A 22,507-nucleotide genomic window follows, 5' to 3' on the forward strand; every position below is an offset into this window, starting at 1 on the left:
ACCCTTGACCCTTGACCCTTGACCCTTGACCCTTGACCCTTGACCCTTGACCCTTGACCCTTGACCCTTGACCCTATCCTGAGAGGAGCCGTAGGAATCAATCCATCCTTAAAAAACAACAATTCGGTAAGGTACTTTTTAGTTCATCGCGCATATTCAGCAAATTTGAAGCGTAATCAAAAACTAAAAAAAATATATCATGGAAAATTCAAACGAACATAAATATAGAAGGGCAAAAGAAAGAGTTGTGGCAATGAAATGCTTTTATAACAATCTAATTGCCTATTGTATAGTTATCCCTTTTTTAGCGTGGGTCAATTACAATACATCAAACTTTCCATGGGTTATTTTTCCAGCTGTAGGTTGGGGAATTGGCGTTTTTGCGCACTGGGCGAACGCTTACGGGTATCATCCCATTCTAGGAAAGGACTGGGAAGAACGTAAAATCAAGGAATTAATGAACAATAACGAATTTTAAAGAATTAGTATCTTTAAAATCAGCGTGTCAAACAACTTTATCATCATGGACAACAAGGAGAGAGAAGATAAGTATTATAGAGCAAAAGAACGTGTGGATCAGATGAAGAAGTTCTACACAAGTTTAACCTCTTATGTAGTTTTCATATCACTTTTGGGAGGTTTGAACTACTGGATAGATGAGTGGCGTTACCCATGGTTTCTATGGGCCGCATTCGGATGGGGAATAGGGCTTGTATTCCAAGCGGTAAAAGCCTTTGGCTTTAATCCATTTTTTGGAAAGGATTGGGAAGACCGAAAGATAAAGGAGCTTATGCAGAAGGGCGAAGAAGAAGAAAAAAAATGGAAATAATGGAAAGCGAAAGAAAAAAACTAAAAAGAGCTAGGAGGCGTGTGGAACAGATCAAAAGTTTTTATTGGCATTTGGTGGTCTATATTGGTGTAAACTCTTTTATTTCTATATCTAAACTAATTAGAAACATGATAGATGGAGAGACCTTTACAGAAGCGTTCTTGGATTTTGGAACTTTTTCCATTTGGATTTTCTGGGGAATCGGTATTTTTTTCCATGCCGTGAAGGCATTTTCGATAAGTCCCATTTTTTCAAAGGATTGGGAAGAACGCCAAATTCAAAAATATATTGAAAAAGACAAGCAACAAGCAGAAAAATTTCGATAACAATGGAAGCAAATCAACAACCGTCCGAAAGATTTCTAAAAGCGAAAAAAAAGGTTGATAGTATGAAAAAATTCTATCATCACTTAAGGGTCTACATCATTATCAATGCTTTATTATTGGTGGTTAAACTGAATCTTTACAATTGGTTCAGGGACGATTATCAGTGGATTCAAAACCCGGAATTTGGCTATTGGTTTAATTGGAACATTATTGGAACTCCCGTTCTTTGGGGTATTGGGTTACTTATACACGGTATTTGTGTATTCAAATTTGGGGTTACGTCATGGAAAGAATTAAAACCTGAGTTTATGAAAAAATGGGAAAAAAGACAATTGGATAAATTTTTACAGGACGAAAATAAGAAGAATGGGAACAATTAATAACTATGAAAAAGCAAAGCTGGATGAAGCACGCCTCAAAGTGGCCAAAATAAAAGGTTTTTATAGCCATCTTACGGTATATTTGGTCATAAACACAACCCTTACCATAACCAAATTAATGGGAAACTCCTATTATGGCGAAACCTTCATGGGTCCTTTTTGGCACTTCAGTACATTTGCTACATGGTTTTTTTGGGGTATAGGTCTTTTTTTTCATGGTCTAAAGGTATTCTCTGCCAACTCGGCATTTATGATGAAATGGGAGGAACGTCAGATTCAAAAATTCATGGAAAATGATAGGAACGAAGTAGAAAAGTTTAAATGATATGAAAGACAATATGCCAACCCGTTTAAACGTAGCAAAGAAAAAGGTTAAGGACATCAAAGGGTTTTATAATCATTTGCTTATTTGTTTAATAATAAATGCGGTTCTTTTTCTCTTCAGGGATAAAATAACAGTAGTTCTTTTGAGCAAAAGGGTTTTTGGAAGCCCGGAATTTTTTGAAAATATCAATTGGGATGTGTTCGGTACTCCAATATTATGGGGAATTATACTCCTTTTTCATGCAGCGAACGTTTTTGGAAAAGGTTTTCTATTTGGTAGAAAATGGGAAGAAAGGCAAATAAGAAAGTTTATGGAAAAGGACCACATGGAAAAAGTAAATAAATAGGTAATGGAAACAATCATCAATATACATTTCCTTTTAGTGTTGGAATTGAAAAACTAATGAAAGAAAATAAAGCAATTTAGAATGAACGTTATCATTATAGAGGACGAAAAACCAGCCGCAAGAAGGTTGGGGAGATTATTGGCAGATTTAGATGTAGCGGTTTCTACCATGTTGCATTCCGTAGAAGAGGCCATTGCATGGTTTCAAGAGAATGAACATCCTGATCTAATATTTCTGGATATTCAGTTATCCGACGGGCTTTCCTTCGAAATATTCGATGTCATCGAAGTAAAAAGTGCCATTATATTTACGACCGCTTATGATGAATATGCATTACAGGCTTTTAAGTTGAACAGTATTGATTATTTATTAAAGCCTATTGACGATGAGGAGTTGGAAAGCGCCATAAAAAAATACCGAGATCTAAAACCACAAAGTCAAAAAATGGCTTTGGATTTTGAGGACATCAAAAAATTATTGGTAAACCCGTTGGAACGGGAATACAAAAAAAGATTTACTGCAAAAGTGGGGCAGCACCTTAAGATTATCAATGCAGACGAAGTGGAATGTTTTTATAGTGAAAACAAAGGTACCTATGCGGCAACGTTAGATGGTAGAAATTATCTTTTGGACACCACTCTTGAGAATTTGGAGACCGAGCTAGAACCAAAATTATTTTTTAGGGCAAGCCGCAAATTCTATGTGAACATCAATCACATAAAAGATATCATTTCCTATACCAATTCTCGCCTACAAATTAAGCTAAAGAGCTTTTCCGAACAAGAAATCATAGTGAGTAGGGAACGTGTAAAAGACTTTAAGTTATGGTTGGAATAAATATATTTAAATATCTGATTTAAAATATTTTAAACTTTAATATAGATTTTATCTATATTGATTAAAATGAGTTTTACGCTTCTTTTTCAACCCTGTTTTCATCAAAAGACGAGGGTAATAGTTTAGGAATTAATTTAATAAAAATAGGGAGCAAAATTGCACCGCCAGGTAGGATAAAAATAGCGAGGGAAGGAATACTTTTAAAGATATCCAATAACTGATTTTGTACTTTTTTCTTCTCCTCCGCAGAAAGGTCCCGCAAAGTGGATTTAGAAAGTAAAGCTACCAATTCCGCACTTTCCGAAAGTTCTTTTTGGAGACGTTTGCTATTTCTAAGAATAAGTTTATTGACCACTTTTCCCATGCCGTCATAAAACTGGAGCGCTAGATTTCGGTCCTTTAAAAAAGGAATTGCCTTTAAATTTTTTGCAAAAAATGTGGTTACATCTGCCAATGCTTTGGAAATATGGTCCGGTCCAAACCCTAAATCTTTTCCCACGCCAAAGATAAATTCGGATTCCGCATATTCCAGGGAACTATCTTCCCAAACCGTCAAACAGGCAATATCCAGAAAATATTGATTTTCGCAAACAGAATCATTCTCCAATAATTTTTTTCTGTAAGAACCATCAAACTTTTGAGATTCCCCGTCAATAAAGGTCAACGATGACTCAAGCAACTGTGTTAATTTTTCATCATTTCTGTTTTTGTCCTTTGAATTGAGTGCATGATATGCAATGTTAATCGCCAAATACTCCAATTTTCTAGCATGTGTCTTTATGTGATTGGATCGTTGCAAGTATTTTTTAAAAAGTAGAATATCAACAAAAAGTAACGAATTAGTAATGAAGCTATTAAAGGTTTTTCCAATAATACCCTCTTCAATATAAACTCTTGATGCTATAAGCTTTTCCAATTTGGAAGAGGTTTTGTTTCCTGTAAAGAGTTTCACCAAAAATGAGACACTATCCAGTTCTAGTGCACTATAAAATTGGAAAATCACCTCTAAAAACTCTTGAAAATCATCCTTGTTTCGTTCTAACGTAAAGGTAAAATATAGGGCACTTAACAGATTCAATTTTGCTTTTTCATCCTCAGATAGATTGTGCTCCGCAGAAATAAAATCAGGAACATCCAAGTTAAATCCATAGACGAATCCATTTACCTTTAGGTCGCTATATAGTGTATTAAAATCAGGATAAGTGTTTTTATGCCCTTCGACGAGGGAACCAAATTTTTCAATCCAACCGGACGCTGATGGGTTCATTAAAGTCAGTTGATTACAAGGCCAAAGGTAGCCATTATTGCTTATTGGAAGTGTAGGCAACTCTTCTTTTTGATGAAATAGGATTATGAGAGCCTTATCTCATTAACTATTTTTTAACATTTGAAAGCAAACCCTCAAAAATATTCCCCGTAAGTAAGGGCGATTCTAATCTAAAAAATAACATAATGAAAAAATCTAAATTATTTACAGGCCTTGGTGTAATAGTCATCACGGGGGCCTTTTTGATTGCGGCCGATCATATTGATGCACCAAGTGCTATGGGCACCACTGCGGACATTGCCGATTTTTTTGCTTTTGAACCCACAACAGGTTCGGACAATACAGTTTTTGCAGTGGACCTGCAATCCGACGTATTGGACGGTCTGGAATATGGCACTTTTGATGAAAGTGTATTGACCGAAATAAATATTGACACGGACGGGGATTTGGTTGAAGACATGGTCATACAGGCAATACCAAGAGATGGCCGCATGTACTTTTTTGGGCCGGTTGCCCCAACTACCACAGGGCTTTCAAGTCAAGTTCTAGTAGATGTACCACTAGGGGATGTAGAAATCTCTACGACCACTGCCATAACGGAAACTACCGCCTCTGGCATTTCAATTTTTGCCGGGCCAAGACAAGACCCTTTCTTTTTTGACTTTGGGCGTTTTAATGAAGTTTTGGCTCCAAGCCCAGAAGATAATTCCGGTTTCAACGTTCCCGGAACGGATACTTTTGATGGCGCCAACACCATGTCCATAGTTGTAGAAGTGCCCAATAGTCTAATTGGCGAAGCTACTGGCACAAACGTCATCGGACTAGAAGTTTATAAAACTTGGATTACAACGAACAGACTTCAATAAATACTAATCTAAAAATAAAAGAGATGAAATTAGATACTATAAAAAACATAATGCTATCACTTGGCGTCACATTCTTATTGGCATCTTGTGATACCGATGACAACGGAATACAAATGATGGAAGAAACTGTTCCGGATTTCTCTGGAACTTTCACCCAAGTTGATTATATGGGGAGACCCGGAATAAATACGGTACTAGGTGCTGATGGTGATATCAAAGATGCGCACAATCTATCCACTCCTTCAAATCAAGCAACTACTTTTCAAGCAGGGTATCAAACACGTTTGGAAGCACTGCATGATGCTTATGCCGTAGCTCTGGGGTTGACTGCTGAAGATGTAGATTATGAACCCAATATTTTAAGTGGTATTCTTGGATTTGATGTGACTGCTGAAATTCTGACATCCGTTTTAGCTTCAGATGTACTTGAGGTTGCTCCAAACGCACAGACGGTTTATTTTGATGGTAGTGTTCCAATAGGTTTTACAGGAAGACAATTGAGTGACGATGTCATAGATGTATCGTTGATCCTACTTTTTGGTGGAGAAAACGGTGATCGGTTTAACGGCCAAGAAGGTTTGCCCCAGCTGATTACGGATGGTGTTGGTATAACAGCGGATATTTCTACGACCTTCCCTTATTTGGGAGCGCCGGAATAATGGTATTTGCTAAATGATAGGTAGTAATAACTTTTTATTTCCACTTTTTAATTTGCTATGAAGAGGAATTAATGGGGAGTTGTAATGGCTCCCCTTATTAAAAATACCAAAAAAATAGTATGCAATATGAAAACAATTGTAGTATTAGTATCGATAATATTCTTTATTTCCTGTTCTCCTGAAAATGAAGGACAGATAGCCAAGAAACAGGATTATAATGCTTTTTTAAAAACTGCTCCGTCTGGAACCACTTCAAAGTATTTTGAACTTTGGAACTCTAAAATAAAGCCGGATAGTGCGCAACTATTGAGCTTAGGCAAGGTAGCAAGTGAATATGGTCGTTTTTTTAAGGAAACTGGCAATATCACGTATCTGAAAAAGGCTGAAAAAGCACTTGTAAAGGCAACTGAAATTGCAAATGTTGGAAAAGCAGGATACAGAAGGGCTTTGGCAAGAAATTATATTTCCCAACATCGATTTAAAGAAGCATTGCGTTTGGCAGAGGAAGCGCAGCAAATTGGAGGAGGCCGAGCCCAAACCAGAAATCTACTTTTTGATATTCATATGGAACTGGGGAATTATACAGTGGCCGAAAAATATCTGGATAGTATAAGAAACATGTCAGATTTTGATTATTTAATAAGACTTTCCAAGTGGAACGATTATAAGGGTGATTTGGACACGACCATAAAATTCATGGAGAGAGCCAAGACCATTGCCGAAACCTCTAAGAATAAAGGATTGATGTTATGGAGTTTTACCAACTTGGCCGATTATTATGGTCATGCAGGTAGAATAAAGGATTCATATGACCATTATTTGAAGGCCCTGGCACTGGACGAAAACAATGCCTATGCAAAAAAAGGAATCGCTTGGATTGTGTATTCCCATGATAAAAACCCAACAGAGGCACTGCGTATCTTGGATGCCATCACCAAAACCTACGATGCACCTGATTACCATTTATTAAAAGCTGAAATAGCCGATTATATGGGCAATGAACCTGTACATAAGTCCAATTTGGACAACTATTTTCTTCAAGTTGAAAAATTAGGTTATGGCGATATGTACAACGGGTATACTCTTGATTTGTATTTGGAGGAAACAAAACAATACGGTAAGGCTATGGAAATTGCGAAGCAAGAAGTCTCCAACAGACCTACGCCGGAATCCTACAGTTGGTTGGCATATACCTATTATAAGATTGGTGATATAGCTAAAGCACAAGAATTAATGGATGCCTATGTGGACGGAAAAACTTTAGAACCCGGATTGCTATATAAAGCTGCTGAGGTATATAAGGCCAACGGAAAATTTAATAAAGTAAAAGAAATTAAAGAAGAATTGATGGGAGCTCTCTATGAGTTGGGCCCTAGCATGAGAGAACAAATTCATAAATTATAGTTGTTCGGATTTGTATTAGGTTGGATTGTTTTTTAGGATGACGCCATAACGTTTGAGTTGTGGCGTTTTTAAGTCTACATTCAATAAAATAATAAATAAGAAAAATCTTACAAAAGATATAGATTTATAAGATAAAATGTTTAATTTTATCGTCCTTTTACAATCAAACATGATAAAGGACACCTTATGAAAATAGTAATTATAAATGTTCAACCCTATTAATTTGTTTGCATATGGAATATGTTTTTCTCTCCGTTTGGCTGGTAGCTATGATTTTTTTAATTGGTAAAAGTCTTATGGCTTATATCGCATTGAGACAGACAATAAATCGTATAAAGAGAGAATCTTCAAATACTGTTTTAAAGAAATACGCTTAACGGATCTGTAGTTAGAATTGTTTCCAATGCCATGAGAGGGGTTACATAGCATTGGAAATATTTGAATTAATTGAACTTTTACAATCTGTTGGTATTACGTATTTCGTCGAAAATTTAGTTAATTTTAAGATTTAACTAGATGAAATACATATATTGCTCGACCAAATGCATTTTTTTGTACTTGGTGTAGTAAGAGCGCAATAAGTTAAGTGAGTTTTTAAACCAACTGAATTAATTACTGCTTTATGGAATACCTTTTATTTACCGTATGGATTACCGCCATGGTCGTTATGATTATCAGAATTGTAATGGCACATCGTTCTCTTCAAAAAACGCTCAACGGAAAAAATAGCGTTGTTTAAATCAATTTTTCAAAAACTTTCGTACAAGTACGGGCAACAACAACAAATCCAGGATTAAAGCTGTTACCAGGGTTACGCTAATTATCACCCCAATCGTGATACTGGGTTGATGTATAGAGAACAACAGTACCAGAAACCCAAAGAATAATATTATCGTAGTCACCACAAGCGCCTTTCCCGTTTGGGTAAAGGTTTTTTTCAAAGCTTCTTCTTTGGTCAATCCTTGATCAATCCCCAATTTGTATTTGGCTAAAAAATGAATGGTGTCATCTACCGCTATTCCAAAAACAATGGCAAACACCACAGATAGGGAAGCTTCTAAAGGAATGCCTAGAAAACCAAGTACCGCTCCTGCGAAGAGAATAGGTAGGATGTTGGGTACCAAAGAGATCAAGAACATTTTAAGACTACGGAAAATGATAGCCATGATAATACCTATTAGTACGAGACCATAGAAAAGCCCTTCCAAGAGATTGCTGCGAATGTATTTCGCGTTTTTGTCCAATAACATACTTTTCCCGGTCACTTTGATCTTGATTTTGGTGGTATCCAAATGTGTAGCCCCAAAAGCATCAATACGTTGATAAACTTTTTGAAGACTGTCCGTACCCACATCTTGTAGCTTTCCATTGATCCGTGCTTTGGTTTCATCTTTGCTCACGAACTTGCTCAATTGCTTTCTGGCCAGTTTTTTTACATCTTTTTTATAGCGAAGAAAAACCGATTCTTCCTCCGGTAATTTCAAATATTCGGATTTGTTGAGGTTGTTCGCTTTATGAATTATCTTGTAAGGGAGGTTAGCGGATTGGAGGTTGCCTACACTTTTTATGGAGCTCAGGTAAACCGTCAACTTTTCTATTTCCTTTGCCACTTCAAAATCGGTTACTTTATTTTCGCCTTGTGCCAGCACGGCTATTTCCATCGGTCTAAATCCTGCATAATTTTTCTGGAAAAAATCGAAGTCTTCCGCTATCTTGCTATTATTGGGCAATGTATGCTTAAACTCATAATTAGTACTAATAAAATAAATACCTAAAAAACAAGTTATTGCAAATAAAAGCGTACCCCAAATAATTTGTTTTGGATAATTTTTCGTTATGGTGTTTACCAGTAATAAATTGGCACTCCATTTACTACTTACTTTAGCACGTTTACCGATGAGCTTTCGCTCTGGTAGACTTATTAAAAGGGAACCTGTTAAAAGAATAACGGTTATGTACGCCACTAAGACCCCGATTGCGGCATTGATGCCAAAATCCTGTATGCTGGCGAGCTTTGAGGACAATAAAGTCATAAAGCCTACTGCCGTAGTAACGGAGGTCAATAGGGTAGTGAGTCCTACTTCCCTGATGGAGGAGAGAATGGCTTCATATCTTGGAATTCCTTTTCGCAGTTTTCGAATAAAACTATCGGTAATGTGTATAACATCCGAAGTGCCAACAATGAGCATAAGAACCGGATAGAAAGCCGCCATGGCATTGAGTTCCTTACCTAAAATTGATAATAAACCAAGAAATAATAGCAAGGACATTGCTATGGAAAAGGCCGATATGGCGACCACAGGAATACTCCTATAGACAAACCAAAGAATGATAAACACCAAAATTGCAGCGATTACAGTGGTTTTCAAAACCTCTGTTTTTTGCATTTCTACAATAGCTTCATAAAAAAAGGCACGTCCCAGAATATGATAGTCGGAAAGCTTGTTTTCTTTTAAAGAGCTTCTGATTTGTTGCAATAATACTTCCGACTGTTCGTAATCTAGATTATCATCGGTCTGCAAGGCTACCACAAGGGATTTGGATTGCTTATCGATTAAAAAGTTCACAAAAAGGGAATCGCGCTGTATTTTTTGCCAATCGTTGGCATATTTGTCCGTTTCTTCTAAATGTATAATTGGCAACGTGGTGTAACCAAAACTGGTTTTTAAGGGATAGGAGAGTGTGGTAAGCGAAGCGGATTCCGTGACAAAATCAAATGTTTTACTGGCTTCGGCAAAAGCGTTGAATCTTTTTAAAAATTGTTGGTCAAATACGTCTGGTTCATTTTTAACCGCTATCAAAAGAAAATTATCGTCCGTACCAAATTCTTTTACGAAAGATTCATAAAACACCAAATCCGGGTCTTCTTCAGGGAAAAACTGACTAAAATCAAAAGAAAATTTAAGGTCGCCCAAAACGGTACTTGCCCATACACCAAGAAGAACAAAAAGGACAATGAATATCTTTTTTAAGGTGGGTAACTTTTTCTTCATAACACCTTTAGCAGGTAATTTGATAGCAATTTTTACGCAAATTAAGCAAAGCGTTAGAGTTTTATAGAAAAAAGGGAATAAATGAGTTTGGAAGTCGTTAAATTGGTATAATGACTAGAATTGTAGCAATTTTTATTGTTTTTCTTTATGTGGGCGTCATAAGTCTCCAAGCCCAAAAAAAGCCCAAAGTGGTCCAAGATTCTACAAAAAATTTTAAACTGATAGCTTTACCTGTACTATTTTACCTGCCCGAAACAGGTCTGGGATATGGTGGTCTTGGATTGGCTACGTTCAGGCTAAAGGGCGAAAGTAAAAGTTCTAGACCCTCAGCGGTGCAATTGGGCATCACTTTTACGAGTAAAAGACAATTCCTCTTTTTTATGCCTTATGAAATCTACTCCGATGATGAAAAATGGCGATTCATTGGGGAATTGGGCTATTACCAGTACTTCTATAATTTTTATGGGCGTGGTATAAATGCCAGCATTGATGATTTGGAAACCTATGATGCGGATTTTCCAAGATTCCGTTTTTCGACCTTAAGAGAGATAGCGCCTAACTTTTCCATAGGTGCAGGATATGAGTTTGATGGCTTTAATGTCATACGATTGGCTGATGGTGGATTATTGGAAAACTCCAATGAAGTCGGTAAAGAGGGAGGGACCATTTCTAATTTGGGATTATTGGCTTTTTATGATACCAGAGATAATATCTTTTTTCCTACCAAAGGTTTGTTCATTCAGGGAAGTGCTTTCACTTCTGCAAAATTTCTAGGGTCTTCTTTTTCATATCACAAGTTTGAATTGGATGCCAGGTATTATAGGCAGCTAAAAGGGAAACATATCTTGGCGGCAAATGCTTTTTTGGGAACACGCAGCAAAAACACGCCTTTTTTGGATTTGAATTTTTTGGGGTCCAAACGCACTAGAGGATATAATAATCGGCGCTTTCAAGATAACACGGAAGTAAGTTTGGCCTTGGAATATCGTTTTCCGATAAAAGGCAGATTTGCGGGAACATTGTTCGGGTCTACCGGAACCGTATCTCCTGATATTGGGGCCGCTTTTTCATCGGCCTATAAGAATGCTGCCGGAGCGGGAATCCGTTATATCTTAAACCGTAAAGAGGGCACTCGTATACGTGTGGATTATGGACTTTCTTCCGAAGGCGGCCAATTTTACTTCACTATTAATGAAGCTTTTTGATGCTGTTATAAGTCAATGAAATTATCCAGGTCTAAGGTCCAATCGTAGTTTTTATAAGTAATATCAATATCCTTTGTAGTAGGAATAAGTCCGTTTTTCTTCAATATCTTTTTTACGCCGCGCTTACAACCAAAATCGCCTCTAAACCAACTGAACAAAGAAGTTACCGCTACTTCTCTTTTCTCTTTATCATAAGTAGTTGTACGTTCCAAGTAGCGCTTTGTTCCTTCCTCGAATTGCTCATCTAAACGCTCCCATTTATAAATAGCTACTGGCGGACAATCTTTGGCACCACAGTTTAGCGCAAAGTGAATCCTGTAATCTCGCTTATCCACTCTCAATTTGCGTTCATATTTATTGGGAAACCATTTACGTATTTTTCCAAGACCATATTCCCATTGGGATTTTCGAACAATACCATGCTCTATCTTTGCAAAAGAGACCGTTTCCCCGGCTATAGGGATTTGTTCTTTTTTGAAAAAACTACCTCTGTCATTGTATAGCTCTGGATTTTCCTTTAGAATTACCTGTATGTATGCATTATAGACGTTCACCCAAAAAGCCAACCTTTTTTCATTGCTGTCCAAAGCTTTATCCAATTCTTTTACGGTTACATTGGCCAGAGTCTCCCTTATTTTTTTGGTATCCTCGTCCGCTTTAACTTTTCTCAGAAAATCTTCGGATAATTCATTAAAATCAATGGTACGCATTTTTGGTTCCTGAGCCTCAATGTTATTTCTACAGGCCATGAAAAGAACCAATAATAGTGAAAAGAAATAGTATTTTTTCATCGTTTATATGCTTTCGGTTTACAATAGTTACGTAAACTTGATTTGATAGGTTTGGTTTTATAGGTCGAAATTATATTTTAACCTTTCATATCATCTTTTATGATATTAACCGCAAAATTTTAAAACCCTTTTAAGTCTAATTCCGTAGATTTAACCAAAAAGTTCGGACAAAATTAAATCTAATTAAAACGAAACTCAAAATTCCCTATAATTATATAATGACAAGCATTATTATTCCTGCACATAATGAAAAAGATAATCTTAAAACATTGCTTTCAACGCTTTGTAAAAGTAAACAGGGTAGGGCGGTAGAGATTATTGTTGCACTTTCCCCAGAGAATAATGACAATACGGAAAAAATAGCTTGTGATATTGGAATACATTTTTTGAAATGTTCCAAAAGAGGCAGGGCGGCACAGATGAACGAAGCTTCTTTTCTAGCGAAAGGAAAAATCCTTGTTTTTTTACATGCCGATGTGGTACCCCCTCAAAATTTTCTGGACGATATTTCAAAGACCTTGTCCAACGGATATGATGCAGGTTTTTTTTCCTATAAGTTTGATAAAGAAAGTTTTTGGTTAAAAATAAACGCATCCTTTACTGGAAAGGATGGTATTTTTACAGGGGGTGGCGATCAATGTCTTTTTATTAAGAAAAGTGTTTTTGAAGAATTGAATGGGTTTGATGAGAATCAAGTACTGATGGAAGATTTTGAGTTTTTTGAAAGAATGAAATCCAATCGAGTGCCATATAAAATAGTAAAGAATGACTTGATTGTTTCTGCCAGAAAGTATGAGCATAATTCATATCTAAGGGTTAACCTTTCCAACCTTCTTTTAGTTATTTTATTTAAGTTTGGCTACCCCGGGAACAAACTAAAACACCTTCACGACAAACTACTCCGTACTGCATATAATGGGTGAAGTGATAAATGGAATACAGCAGGTAGGCATTGGAGTTTCTGATACAAAGACTGTTTTTAATTGGTATCGCAAACAATTAGGGTTTAATATACTTCTTTTCAAGGATGAGGCCACAGCGTCGTTGATGACCAAGTATACCGCTAATGTCGCACAGCGCAGGAATGCCTATTTGTCTTTAAATCTAAAAGGCGGTGGAGGGCTTGAAATTTGGCAATTTTTAGACCGCATTCCTCAAGCTTCTAAAAATGAGATAAAGTTGGGTGATTTGGGTATTAATGCCATGAAAATCAGAACAAGTGATCTTATTAAAACTCATAAGTTATTGAAAACATTGCACCTGAGTTTTCTTACCGAAATGAATACTTCACAAAAAGGTATGAACCATTTCTATTTTAAAGATCCTTGGGGGAATCTGGTACAGATTATAGAGGACGAATATCTTTTTGGCAAAACGCAATCCGATTGCGGAGGAGTTATGGGAGCGGTAATTGGCGTATCCAACATGGAAAACTCATTAGGTTTTTATCGTGATTTTCTTGGGTACACAGAACTCATTTCTGACCAAAAAGTAATTTTAGGTCATTTGGGTGATAAACAACATTATAGACAGGTAGTATTGAGGCATAAGCGAGATGTTGTGGGCGGTTTTGGAGAACTTTTGGGCCCAACACAAATAGAGTTGTTGCAGGCTTTGGATAGAAAGCCCGTAAAAGTTTTTGAGAATAGGATTTGGGGCGATTTGGGATATATTCACCTTTGTTTTGATGTACAGGGCATGGCCGCTTTACGTGATAAGGCTAAAATGCTGGGGAATCCGTTTACGGTAGATAGTTCCAATAGTTTTGATATGGGCGATGCTGCAGGCCATTTTAGTTACGTGGAAGATCCTGACGGTACCTTAATAGAATTTGTGGAAACCCATAAGGTACCCGTTTTAAAGTCGTTGGGAATTTATCTAAATCTCAAGAAAAGAAACCCAAAGAAACCGTTGCCGAAGTGGTTGGTGAAAACCTTAGGTTTTCATAGAGTGAAAAATGATCTTTAGTCGGTATTTTATTCTTTAGCTTTTGTATTTCTGATAAGGCCTATTCCAGAAAAGAAAAAGATAGCGCCCAAAACGGCGTATACGATTAGGGCCTTGGTAGTGCCCGTACCATTACCGAATAAAATTGCTGCATATATCAAACCTCCTATACCAAGAAGCGTTAATACCGTTCCAAATAATTTCTTTAAATCCATGGCGGAAAAATAAGAAAAATTTCCATTAACATTTAGAAAATATAAAAGGTATTATGATGCAGAAACCGCTCCTAAGGTATATAATTGTTCCAAGTTTGGAGATTCGCTACCTCCCGCAGGTTCTAAGGTAATTCCAAAAGCTTCGGAATCGTTGGGATTGTTCAATGCGAATATCTTGTTTTCATCTGTCGAAAAATCTTCCAATAACCCCATACTCGTGGGGGTAAGAGGGGATAATTTTAGAGACCATACTTGATATACGAATCCGTCTGGAGGCTCTGGCAAGCCTTGGGCATCTATAAATACTTTTTGGTTTTCTTTGTTCCAATAGACTTTCGCATACGATTCCGGGGATACGGCTTGCCCTCCTAAATCAACCACCGAAATGTCCTTATCCCTAATGGTAGTTAAAAGCGTTTTGGTTTTTTCCATAGAAGCCTTAGATGCCGCTATTTGCTCTTCTAATAGGATGCTTTGTTGTTCCACAATTTCCAACTCCGATTTCAATTTTTGATTCTGGTTATATATCCAGAACAGGCCAATAGCTAAAAGAATAGAGGCCGCCCAACCCAGATATTGAGCCCAGCGGGTACTATTCTTGTTTATTGGGATTACTTTGGATTCGGAAGAAAGATCAATTTTATTTTTTATAGACTGAAACGGAAGTGGGGACATGGTTGAAGCTTTACCGGACAGTTTAAGTATAGCAGCTTCAATAGCTATAATTTCATTATTGATTTCCGGATACTCTTTCGCATAAGTACTTATCTCCAGATTCTCTTTTTCTGAAAGTGCGCCTGCAACATACAATTCCAGGATTCCTGACGCTATGTACTTATCAATATCCATTATTTATCGTTCATATTTTCCCGTAATTGGGAAATACAACTTCTATTTCTTGTTTTTACCGTACCAACGGGTATGTCCAATTCTTCGGCGGCTTCTTTTTGGGTATATCCCCTAAAATATAAGAGTTCAATTAATTGAACACACTTCTCCTTGAGGTTGCTCAGCATTTTTTTGAGTCTCGATGTATCCACCGTAGAAGCGTTTTCCTCCCTGTTTTCCAAAATACCTACGAAGAAGTCCGCGGAAAGGTTCCTTTTTTGATCTTTATACGACCTACTGCGAATTTCATCGATAGCGGTGTTGCGGGCAATATTTAAGATCCATGTAAAAAAGCGACCCTTGGAAGAATTGTAGTTAGCTGCATTCTTCCATATTTTAATGAATACATCTTGGCACAACTCTTGTGCCAAAGCGTCGTCCTTTACAATAGTATTGATGACACCACAAATATTTTCTGAATACATATCATACAACTTCTCAAATGCCATAGCATCTTTTTTTTGAAATCGTTCTACGAGTATGTCTAATTGCATCAATTTGTTTCTCTTTCTAAAAATAAACGGGTAAAGCTGCTTTTGGTCAAGCAGCTTTACCCGTTTATTTTTTCTAATATTTATTGGATGATTCCCGTGCAGCTTACCCTTTTACCGGCGGCGCCACTAGGTTGTGATGTGAAATCGTCTACTCCTTGGTGCACGATAACTGCCTTACCGACAATATTTTTGTTGTCATCATCGCATCCAATACACCATTGGTCCGTTGAGAATTCTACTGTTGCGTTCCCTTCAGCATTCGCCGTGAAATTACCAATGTCCCCTTTGTGATAGCCTTCCGTAGCACCCCACTTTCCATGCGGCTCGTTAGTGGGATTCCAGTGTCCTCCGGTAGATTTCCCATCAGTTGATGAACAATCTGCAGTTTGGTGAATGTGTATGGCATGCTCACCCTCGGTCAATCCGGTCAGCTCGGCCATCATTTTAACTTCTTCTCCTTCTTGCGTAAAGGTTACTTCTCCGGTAACTTCGCTATCGCTTTTGGGCTCCATCATAAATTTGATGGTTTCCGACTGTATTTCTTCCATCATTTCTTTTTTGGTCTCTTCCGCCTCTTTTTCGACGGCTTCCATCCCATCTTTCATTTCTTTTTTAGCGTTTTTACAGCTAAAAATGGTCAAGAGGGCTAACAATAATAAAGGCAGTTTAATTATTTTTTTCATTTTGATATGTTTTTCAAGATTTTTGTTCAAAAAGTGTTTTTTTATTTCACTATAAAGTTAAACAAAATTATAGGTCATATCAAGTAGGGCTCAAAAGGATTTTAACAATTCTTGTGGATCACGAATCCCTTTTTTAAGATTTTCGCAAAGATTTAGATACTTATCTATCCGCGTTTGCGAATTTTTGTATCGGTCTATGGCATAGATCAATCCTCTTTTTCTACCGTCGGTCAGGGTCTCGAACAATTCTGATGCTACAGGGTCACTAGTCATTACCGCTTCAAATTCCTCTGATGTTTCCACACCGTACTTGGAAGTATCCTCAAAGAATTGCATTTGGAAATAATCGTTGAGAAAAATGCCCAAGGTCTTTTGATGCTTTTTCCCGAACATCATTACATAATTCCCGTTTCGCTTTTGAATGGCGGCATGGAATTCAATTTCCTTTCCTTTAAAAGAGGCCTTGACTTTTACACGTCTTTCGTTCTTCTCTAAAAAGGGTTGGACAATATGTTCGGGCAGCAAAAGGGAATAATACTTTCCGGTCAAGGTTATTTCAAAAGGTTCGCTCTGTAATACCGCCAAAATCTGATTTTTTAAAATCGGAATCATTACATGGAAAACACTACCATCATCAGGTGATTAGCTTGGTGATTACCTGAGTTTGGCTATGTAACGTTCTATGAACGGGACACTTGTCCGCTATTTGCATAATTCTGTTCTTCTGCTTTTCGTCCAAATTCCCGGTTAATCTTATTTCCCTGTGAAAAGTGTCTATTTTGGCGCTATCCGTTTCACAGTCCTGACAATCCTGTGCGTGGGATTTGCTGTAAGAAGTATGTACCTGAACATTTTCAACAGACCATCCTTTTCTTTTGGCATACATTTGAATGGTCATTGCCGTGCATGCAGATAACCCTGCCGAGACCAACTCATATGGTGAAGGTCCATAATCGTTACCGCCAACATCCAAAGGTTCGTCCGCCGTTAAAAAGTGATTGCCTACTTTCATTGGCGTAGTAAAACCGTCCGTTTCATCTAAACTGGCAACTACGTCATATTTAGTCCTTAACGTTGTTGTTTGCGGAATATCCATATAACGTTGCGACCACCCCGCAATTACTTTACCAACATACCGCGAATCTTCTTTGTTCATCAAAAGGTGATCGGCACCGTCCAAGGAAACAAAACTTTTAGGATGATGGGCCGCAATATATATTTCTTCGGCATTTTTTATGCCTACCGTATCATCCTGAGGAGAGTGGAGCAATAATAGTGGTTTTCTAAGATTTTTTGCAACGGATGGAAGGGATTTATGTTGCAAATCCTCTAAAAATTGTTTTTTGATAGTAAAATCACGACCGCTGAGGTTTACAACCGCTTCTCCCGAAGATTCGATTTCCTCTATGCTACTTTTAAACAAGTGCTGCACGTGAACCGGATTGGATGGTGCTCCAATGGTAGCTACAGCTTTGATGCTTGCTATTTGCGCTGCAGCAAAAATAGCTGCTGCGCCACCCAAGGAATGCCCTATCAAAAGGGTAGGCGGTTGGTGCTCCATTTCCAAATAATCGGCCGCAGCGATTAAATCTTCAATATTTCCGGAAAAGTTGGTGTTCTCAAAATCCCCTTCGCTTTCTCCAAGCCCGGTAAAATCAAAACGGAGCACCGCGAAACCATTGGCCGTCAATGCTTTTCCGATGTTCTTAACGGCCAATAAATTTTTATTGCACGTAAAACAATGCGCAAAAATGGCATAGTTATGGGGATGTTGATCGGCCGGCATCTCCAACCTGCCCACTAAAGTTTTACCTTCGGAATTCTTGAATGTTACTTTTTGAAGATTCATGTATTTACGATTTATGAGTGAAGTAAAGACTTCGTTTTCAATAAATAAATCATCATTTCTTTTTTCTGAAGTCGGGGTTATAAAACACCGCAATCTGTAACCTATCAAAATTTGCCGTCGGGAAATGGTTTTTGAGATAACCTGCCTGAACACTCAGGTTATTGGTCACGTTTACACCTAAGGCACCATAAAGTCTATTTTGACCATATACGGAACCTTGTAGGTTCAGAAAAATCTCATCATAGAAATTCAAAAAAAAGATATCCGTTAACGGGAGGGTTACCTGCAAGCGATATCGCGCCCTGTGTTCCGTACTTTTACTGTAAGAAGCACTTCCTTGTTCCCCTGTTTCAATAAAGCGTTGCTCTAAACGATACCGGTGTTCAAAAAGGAATTCACCTACTTTATTTTTTAGGATAAGCTGTTCAAAAATACGATGCTCTATGCTGTTATCATCTTCGGTACCATCTAAAAAAGAAGGGTCGGTATCAATAAATGCATATCCTCCAGTGACAATTGCATCGGGATTGATATGATAATTAAGACCGGTCCTCAGTAGTAATTGATTAAAGTTCTCAGCCTGCTCAAAATATCGTAATTGCCCTTCGGTATGAATACTTAACTTATCCGAAATTCTATTCATCCCAAAATACATATGCCAAGACCCTAGATCATTTTCGCCATTTTCTTGCGCATTTGTTACTAATGAAGAGAAGAAAAGTACCGCTATGAAGAGTTTTCTCATAAATCTAAATTCTTTTGGATTTGTTTATCCTACTTGATTATAATTGAATTGCGCCTATCGATTATTTTAAGCTGAACGTTTTTGTTTCCTTGAACGGGGAAACCTCCAACTTCTCAATTTCCTCTCTGTAGGCTTTCCATTTTTCAGTAAAGAAAGTATTGGTTTTATTTAAGGCCGATTTCAAATCCTGTTCCGCATATTTTATGAGATCGCGCTCTGTTTGGGTGATACCATTTTTTCTGGTTGCGGTATAATAACTGGCGGTCTGAATACGCTGCATGACATTGATTTCAGGATTTCTGGTAATCCCCTGTCTTTTGTCTTCCTTGCCTATATAGCGTGCTATGACAGAATCTATTTGTTTTACAATGTCTTTTGAAGCTTTGATCTGATCTTTGAACTTCTCTTTGTCCTTTTCCTTTAATTCTTTTTGGAATTCGGTGGCAATGTTCTTGCTTTCTACCAATTGTTTTACTGCGTCTGCGGCCGTTTGCGTCATTTCTTGGATAGTTTTACCGGTCTCATATACTTCATTGATAGAAGCCATATTCTCATCTAATCTTGGGTCCGATTTAACCGTAATCATGGTTTCGTCCGTATTTTCCCCAAAACTCATTTTTACTTTATAAGTGCCCGGTTTAACGCTAATACCGCCCGATTCGTTTTTGTCTTTGTTGATTTTTCGCGAGGGTCTATCCGGTCCTTTTTCATCCATTTGCCAATAAATTCTATGGAACCCGGCTTTTTCAGGAGTTTTAAATTTTAAAGTTCTGATGAGTCTATCCCCATCATAAAAATCGAATTGAACCGAATCTTTCTTCTGAACCCCGTTGCGATCGGGTGAGGCGGTCTCCCCATCGACTTCACTTTCCTTAACAGTAGCATCACCCTCATCGTCTTCCATCTTTTTATCTGCGACTTTCTTTTTACCCTCTTTCAAATAATAGGTAATCATGGCTCCCTCTTTTCTGTTTTCCGCATTGTACAAGGCATCCGCTCCAAACCTGCTTCCGGTAGGTTGTTGATAGGCCGCTTGGTATGCTGTAGGTGGTGTAAAAAGTTTTGCTTCCTGATTCAATATCGATTTATTCGAAGCCAAAGCACGCAACGGACGAATATCGTCCAATACCCATGCGGCACGGCCAAAAGTGCCGATGACCAGATCATGTTCACGAGGTTGAATGACCAAATCCTTAGTGGAAACGGTAGGGAAACCTTCCGTCCATTTTTGCCACGATACAGCTGCGTCAAAAGAGACATAAAGTCCATCATCCGTTCCCAAAAACATTAGATTTGGATTTTCAATATCCTCAACGATACTCAATGTGTAGCTGTTGACATCAGTAGCATCTACAATTCGTTCCCATGTTTTTCCGTAGTTTTTCGTTCGGTAAGCATAAGGGGTGTAATTAAACCTTCTGTAGTCATTGGCGACCAATAATGCTTCTCCTTTATTTTTATTGGATGCCTTGATTTGCGTTATCCAACTGCCCTTTGGAAGTCCTTTTATGTTTTGGGTAACCTCGATCCAACTACCACCACCGTTTTGTGTGTAGTGTACACGACCATCATCGGAAGCGGTCCACAGCATATCTTTTTCAAGGGTTGACGGTTCAATGACCAATAATGTCGTATGGTTTTCGGCTCCGGTCGCATCCATAGTGAGGCCACCACTTTCACTTTGTTTTTGCTTTTCCGGGTCGTTCGTGGTCAAATCTGGTGAAATGACCTCCCAAGTAAGTCCTTTGTTCGTGCTTTTATGAACAAACTGACTCCCAAAATAAACGGTGCTATTGTCAAAAGGGTCTTGGCCAATAGCTGCGTTCCAATTAAATCTGAGTTTTGTTTCCGCATCCGGTGGGGTAGGGCGCACAATATAATTGTTGCCGGTTTTCCAATCGTAGCGAGATACGAAACCTTGTTGGCTCATTGCGTACCCATATCGGGAGTCATCCAAGTCCGGCACCACATCAAAACCATCCCCAAAAGCAATTTCCTGCCAGTAACTGTTACGTATACCTTGCGCTCTCCAAACATATGCCGGGCCTCTCCAAGAACCATTGTCCTGCATGCCACCATATATATTATAAGGATACTCGTTATCTACATTGATATGATAAAATTGGGCCACGGGCAAATTCCCTATAAAACGCCACGAAGCCCCGCCATCTCTTGTAATATTTAATCCGCCATCGTTTCCGTTCAGCATAAAATCTCCATTTTCGGGATGAATCCACCAAGCATGGTGGTCCGGATGTACGCCGTTGTCCACATTATATGCGGGCATTAATTCCTTAAAGTTTTTACCGCCATCTTGAGAAACGTTCACATAGGTAAATACGGAATACACGCGATTCTCATTCTGTGGGTCTACGTAAATTTCCGAGTAATAAAATGGTCGGTTTCCGATATCGTCCTTATCATTTATTTTTTTCCATTTAAAACCGCCATCCTCGGATTTGTACAGTGCATTTTTCTTGGCTTCAATTAGCGCATATACCACGTTAGGTTTGCTTGGAGCCATGGCCACCCCAATTCTACCCAATTCTCCTTTTGGGAGTCCGTCTTCTTCCGTTAATTTTTTCCAGTTTTCACCTCCATCATGGGTCATGTACAATCCACTGCCTTTACCACCGGATTTAAAAAACCAAGGATTACGCTTGTGTTCCCACATGGCGGCAATCAGTTTATTTGGGTTCGTGGGGTCCATGATTAAATCGGCCACCCCGGTCTTATTGTTTACAAAAAGTACTTTTTTCCACGTTTCGCCACCATCCGTTGTTTTGAATACGCCACGTTCGGCATGTTCGCCCCATGGGGAACCAATAGCTCCCACATAGACTGTATTGGGATTCATTGGGTCTATCTTAATACGATGGATATGCCTTGTTTTTTCCAATCCCATGGATTTCCACGTTTTACCGCCGTCCAGGGATTTGTAGACTCCATAACCGCCGTTTAAGCTATTTCTGGGGTTTCCTTCCCCGGTACCTACCCAAATCACGGACGGATTGGATTGTTGTATGGCCACTGCGCCTACGGAAGCCGTAACTTCTTTATCAAAAATGGGGTCCCATTTAACACCACCGGAAGTAGATTTCCATAGACCGCCCGAAGCGGTGCCCACGTACATGACATCTGGATTGTCATGTACCACATCAATAGTGGTAACACGCCCGCTCATACCCCCTGGCCCAATATTCCTGGGTTTCAGGTCTTGAACCAAGTCCATTTTAAATTCTTGCGCAACAAGGGAAAACGATGCAAAAAGCATCAAAAGGAAAGTAATTTTTTTCATTTTTCGAGTCAGTTAATTAGTCGGCTAAATATAGGGGAAAAGGACGGGGAGATTTCTTAAAAACGTGTTAAGAAGATGGTTGTTTATCGTGCGGTGTACGTTAATAGTTTTCGATATATATTTAAATTGGCAAATAGGGGATAACGGAAAAAACTTTAAA

24 protein-coding genes are annotated in these 22,507 nt (G+C 38.2%); 13 read left to right on the forward strand and 11 right to left on the reverse strand.

The features are described 5' to 3' along the window. Positions 1-199: 199 nt before the first annotated feature. From ACKWBX_RS09215 to ACKWBX_RS09245, 7 genes are all read left to right on the forward strand, one after another. Positions 200-478 (forward strand): 2TM domain-containing protein, encoded by a 279-nt coding sequence (locus ACKWBX_RS09215; protein WP_413968383.1) that lies wholly within the window; start codon positions 200-202, stop codon positions 476-478. A 45-nt stretch (positions 479-523) separates the two neighbouring features. After that, a complete protein-coding gene (locus ACKWBX_RS09220) occupies positions 524-829 on the forward strand; it encodes a 2TM domain-containing protein (RefSeq protein ID WP_413968384.1) in 306 nt (101 codons plus the stop codon). Further along, positions 829-1,155: a 2TM domain-containing protein gene (locus ACKWBX_RS09225; RefSeq protein WP_413968385.1), complete on the forward strand. Its 327-nt coding sequence runs from the start codon at positions 829-831 to the stop codon at positions 1,153-1,155. Before ACKWBX_RS09220 ends, ACKWBX_RS09225 begins: the two co-directional genes overlap by 1 nt. 2 nt (positions 1,156-1,157) lie before the next feature. After that, entirely contained in the window at positions 1,158-1,535 is a 378-nt protein-coding gene (locus ACKWBX_RS09230; protein ID WP_413968386.1) for a 2TM domain-containing protein, read from the forward strand. Next, entirely contained in the window at positions 1,522-1,860 is a 339-nt protein-coding gene (locus tag ACKWBX_RS09235) for a 2TM domain-containing protein (RefSeq protein WP_413968387.1), read from the forward strand. Before ACKWBX_RS09230 ends, ACKWBX_RS09235 begins: the two co-directional genes overlap by 14 nt. A gap of 1 nt (position 1,861) precedes the next feature. Beyond that, positions 1,862-2,206: a 2TM domain-containing protein gene (locus ACKWBX_RS09240; RefSeq protein WP_413968388.1), complete on the forward strand. Its 345-nt coding sequence runs from the start codon at positions 1,862-1,864 to the stop codon at positions 2,204-2,206. 81 nt (positions 2,207-2,287) lie between these two features. Beyond that, positions 2,288-3,043, forward strand: a complete 756-nt coding sequence (locus ACKWBX_RS09245) for a LytR/AlgR family response regulator transcription factor (protein ID WP_413968389.1) — start codon at positions 2,288-2,290, stop codon at positions 3,041-3,043. A gap of 73 nt (positions 3,044-3,116) precedes the next feature. On the opposite strand, the gene ACKWBX_RS09250 is transcribed toward ACKWBX_RS09245, so the two are convergent. Further along, positions 3,117-4,310: an LETM1-related biofilm-associated protein gene (locus ACKWBX_RS09250; protein WP_413968390.1), complete on the reverse strand. Its 1,194-nt coding sequence runs from the start codon at positions 4,308-4,310 to the stop codon at positions 3,117-3,119. 185 nt (positions 4,311-4,495) lie between these two features. Here ACKWBX_RS09250 and ACKWBX_RS09255 point away from each other — a divergent pair, with 185 nt between their 5' ends. The 3 genes from ACKWBX_RS09255 (at position 4,496) to ACKWBX_RS09265 (ending at position 7,239) form a co-directional block, all read left to right on the forward strand. Then, complete coding sequence (locus tag ACKWBX_RS09255; protein WP_413968391.1) at positions 4,496-5,176, forward strand: DUF4331 family protein; 681 nt, start codon at positions 4,496-4,498, stop codon at positions 5,174-5,176. Between the two features lie 23 nt (positions 5,177-5,199). Continuing rightward, positions 5,200-5,835 carry a DUF4331 family protein gene (locus ACKWBX_RS09260; RefSeq protein WP_413968392.1) on the forward strand — a complete coding sequence of 212 codons (636 nt, stop codon included), beginning with the start codon at positions 5,200-5,202 and terminating at the stop codon, positions 5,833-5,835. 126 nt (positions 5,836-5,961) lie between these two features. After that, complete coding sequence (locus tag ACKWBX_RS09265; protein ID WP_413968393.1) at positions 5,962-7,239, forward strand: tetratricopeptide repeat protein; 1,278 nt, start codon at positions 5,962-5,964, stop codon at positions 7,237-7,239. Positions 7,240-7,979: 740 nt separating this feature from the next. Here ACKWBX_RS09265 and ACKWBX_RS09270 read toward each other — a convergent pair. After that, entirely contained in the window at positions 7,980-10,232 is a 2,253-nt protein-coding gene (locus ACKWBX_RS09270) for an efflux RND transporter permease subunit (protein ID WP_413968394.1), read from the reverse strand. A gap of 110 nt (positions 10,233-10,342) precedes the next feature. Between ACKWBX_RS09270 and ACKWBX_RS09275 the strand changes: the two genes are divergently transcribed. Then, positions 10,343-11,437: a BamA/TamA family outer membrane protein gene (locus tag ACKWBX_RS09275; RefSeq protein WP_413968395.1), complete on the forward strand. Its 1,095-nt coding sequence runs from the start codon at positions 10,343-10,345 to the stop codon at positions 11,435-11,437. Between the two features lie 5 nt (positions 11,438-11,442). On the opposite strand, the gene ACKWBX_RS09280 is transcribed toward ACKWBX_RS09275, so the two are convergent. Continuing rightward, positions 11,443-12,228 (reverse strand): DUF547 domain-containing protein, encoded by a 786-nt coding sequence (locus ACKWBX_RS09280; protein ID WP_413968396.1) that lies wholly within the window; start codon positions 12,226-12,228, stop codon positions 11,443-11,445. 218 nt (positions 12,229-12,446) lie between these two features. On the opposite strand from ACKWBX_RS09280, the gene ACKWBX_RS09285 reads away from it, so the two are divergent. Continuing rightward, complete coding sequence (locus ACKWBX_RS09285; RefSeq protein ID WP_413968397.1) at positions 12,447-13,151, forward strand: TIGR04283 family arsenosugar biosynthesis glycosyltransferase; 705 nt, start codon at positions 12,447-12,449, stop codon at positions 13,149-13,151. Further along, positions 13,144-14,196, forward strand: coding sequence for a VOC family protein (locus tag ACKWBX_RS09290; protein ID WP_413968398.1), 1,053 nt, complete (start codon positions 13,144-13,146; stop codon positions 14,194-14,196). The genes ACKWBX_RS09285 and ACKWBX_RS09290 overlap by 8 nt, the downstream gene beginning before the upstream one ends. Positions 14,197-14,204: 8 nt before the next feature. On the opposite strand, the gene ACKWBX_RS09295 is transcribed toward ACKWBX_RS09290, so the two are convergent. The 8 genes from ACKWBX_RS09295 to ACKWBX_RS09330 form a co-directional block, all read right to left on the reverse strand. Further along, positions 14,205-14,390, reverse strand: coding sequence for a hypothetical protein (locus tag ACKWBX_RS09295; protein WP_413968399.1), 186 nt, complete (start codon positions 14,388-14,390; stop codon positions 14,205-14,207). A 51-nt stretch (positions 14,391-14,441) separates the two neighbouring features. After that, positions 14,442-15,239 (reverse strand): anti-sigma factor, encoded by a 798-nt coding sequence (locus ACKWBX_RS09300; RefSeq protein WP_413968400.1) that lies wholly within the window; start codon positions 15,237-15,239, stop codon positions 14,442-14,444. Continuing rightward, positions 15,239-15,772, reverse strand: a complete 534-nt coding sequence (locus ACKWBX_RS09305) for an RNA polymerase sigma factor (RefSeq protein WP_413968401.1) — start codon at positions 15,770-15,772, stop codon at positions 15,239-15,241. The genes ACKWBX_RS09300 and ACKWBX_RS09305 overlap by 1 nt, the downstream gene beginning before the upstream one ends. 80 nt (positions 15,773-15,852) lie before the next feature. Then, positions 15,853-16,455 carry a superoxide dismutase family protein gene (locus tag ACKWBX_RS09310; RefSeq protein ID WP_413968402.1) on the reverse strand — a complete coding sequence of 201 codons (603 nt, stop codon included), beginning with the start codon at positions 16,453-16,455 and terminating at the stop codon, positions 15,853-15,855. Between the two features lie 90 nt (positions 16,456-16,545). Next, complete coding sequence (locus tag ACKWBX_RS09315) at positions 16,546-17,040, reverse strand: YdeI/OmpD-associated family protein (RefSeq protein ID WP_413968403.1); 495 nt, start codon at positions 17,038-17,040, stop codon at positions 16,546-16,548. 49 nt (positions 17,041-17,089) lie between these two features. Continuing rightward, the gene (locus tag ACKWBX_RS09320) at positions 17,090-18,304 is read right to left on the reverse strand and encodes a bifunctional alpha/beta hydrolase/OsmC family protein (RefSeq protein ID WP_413968404.1); all 1,215 of its coding nucleotides are present in this window, start codon (positions 18,302-18,304) and stop codon (positions 17,090-17,092) included. A 52-nt stretch (positions 18,305-18,356) separates the two neighbouring features. After that, entirely contained in the window at positions 18,357-19,049 is a 693-nt protein-coding gene (locus ACKWBX_RS09325) for a DUF2490 domain-containing protein (RefSeq protein ID WP_413968405.1), read from the reverse strand. 61 nt (positions 19,050-19,110) lie between these two features. After that, the gene (locus tag ACKWBX_RS09330) at positions 19,111-22,347 is read right to left on the reverse strand and encodes a WD40/YVTN/BNR-like repeat-containing protein (protein WP_413968406.1); all 3,237 of its coding nucleotides are present in this window, start codon (positions 22,345-22,347) and stop codon (positions 19,111-19,113) included. Positions 22,348-22,507 lie beyond the last annotated feature (160 nt).

It is taken from the genome of Maribacter algae (assembly GCF_047345745.1).
In the GTDB taxonomy this organism is placed as follows: Bacteria; Bacteroidota; Bacteroidia; order Flavobacteriales; family Flavobacteriaceae; genus Maribacter.

Excerpts from the sequence above, each read along its gene's own strand:
- ACKWBX_RS09220 (WP_413968384.1), top strand. The coding sequence starts at position 524 with ATGGACAACAAGGAGAGAGAAGATAAGTATTATAGAGCAAAAGAACGT.
- ACKWBX_RS09215 (WP_413968383.1), top strand. The coding sequence starts at position 200 with ATGGAAAATTCAAACGAACATAAATATAGAAGGGCAAAAGAAAGAGTT.
- ACKWBX_RS09240 (WP_413968388.1), top strand. The coding sequence starts at position 1,862 with ATGAAAGACAATATGCCAACCCGTTTAAACGTAGCAAAGAAAAAGGTT.
- ACKWBX_RS09330 (WP_413968406.1), bottom strand. The coding sequence starts at position 22,347 with ATGAAAAAAATTACTTTCCTTTTGATGCTTTTTGCATCGTTTTCCCTT.
- ACKWBX_RS09325 (WP_413968405.1), bottom strand. The coding sequence starts at position 19,049 with ATGAGAAAACTCTTCATAGCGGTACTTTTCTTCTCTTCATTAGTAACA.
- ACKWBX_RS09225 (WP_413968385.1), top strand. The coding sequence starts at position 829 with ATGGAAAGCGAAAGAAAAAAACTAAAAAGAGCTAGGAGGCGTGTGGAA.
- ACKWBX_RS09290 (WP_413968398.1), top strand. The coding sequence starts at position 13,144 with ATGGGTGAAGTGATAAATGGAATACAGCAGGTAGGCATTGGAGTTTCT.
- ACKWBX_RS09280 (WP_413968396.1), bottom strand. The coding sequence starts at position 12,228 with ATGAAAAAATACTATTTCTTTTCACTATTATTGGTTCTTTTCATGGCC.
- ACKWBX_RS09260 (WP_413968392.1), top strand. The coding sequence starts at position 5,200 with ATGAAATTAGATACTATAAAAAACATAATGCTATCACTTGGCGTCACA.
- ACKWBX_RS09310 (WP_413968402.1), bottom strand. The coding sequence starts at position 16,455 with ATGAAAAAAATAATTAAACTGCCTTTATTATTGTTAGCCCTCTTGACC.
- ACKWBX_RS09305 (WP_413968401.1), bottom strand. The coding sequence starts at position 15,772 with ATGCAATTAGACATACTCGTAGAACGATTTCAAAAAAAAGATGCTATG.
- ACKWBX_RS09250 (WP_413968390.1), bottom strand. The coding sequence starts at position 4,310 with ATGAACCCATCAGCGTCCGGTTGGATTGAAAAATTTGGTTCCCTCGTC.
- ACKWBX_RS09275 (WP_413968395.1), top strand. The coding sequence starts at position 10,343 with ATGACTAGAATTGTAGCAATTTTTATTGTTTTTCTTTATGTGGGCGTC.
- ACKWBX_RS09265 (WP_413968393.1), top strand. The coding sequence starts at position 5,962 with ATGAAAACAATTGTAGTATTAGTATCGATAATATTCTTTATTTCCTGT.
- ACKWBX_RS09285 (WP_413968397.1), top strand. The coding sequence starts at position 12,447 with ATGACAAGCATTATTATTCCTGCACATAATGAAAAAGATAATCTTAAA.
- ACKWBX_RS09255 (WP_413968391.1), top strand. The coding sequence starts at position 4,496 with ATGAAAAAATCTAAATTATTTACAGGCCTTGGTGTAATAGTCATCACG.
- ACKWBX_RS09300 (WP_413968400.1), bottom strand. The coding sequence starts at position 15,239 with ATGGATATTGATAAGTACATAGCGTCAGGAATCCTGGAATTGTATGTT.
- ACKWBX_RS09270 (WP_413968394.1), bottom strand. The coding sequence starts at position 10,232 with ATGAAGAAAAAGTTACCCACCTTAAAAAAGATATTCATTGTCCTTTTT.
- ACKWBX_RS09230 (WP_413968386.1), top strand. The coding sequence starts at position 1,158 with ATGGAAGCAAATCAACAACCGTCCGAAAGATTTCTAAAAGCGAAAAAA.
- ACKWBX_RS09245 (WP_413968389.1), top strand. The coding sequence starts at position 2,288 with ATGAACGTTATCATTATAGAGGACGAAAAACCAGCCGCAAGAAGGTTG.
- ACKWBX_RS09235 (WP_413968387.1), top strand. The coding sequence starts at position 1,522 with ATGGGAACAATTAATAACTATGAAAAAGCAAAGCTGGATGAAGCACGC.
- ACKWBX_RS09295 (WP_413968399.1), bottom strand. The coding sequence starts at position 14,390 with ATGGATTTAAAGAAATTATTTGGAACGGTATTAACGCTTCTTGGTATA.
- ACKWBX_RS09320 (WP_413968404.1), bottom strand. The coding sequence starts at position 18,304 with ATGAATCTTCAAAAAGTAACATTCAAGAATTCCGAAGGTAAAACTTTA.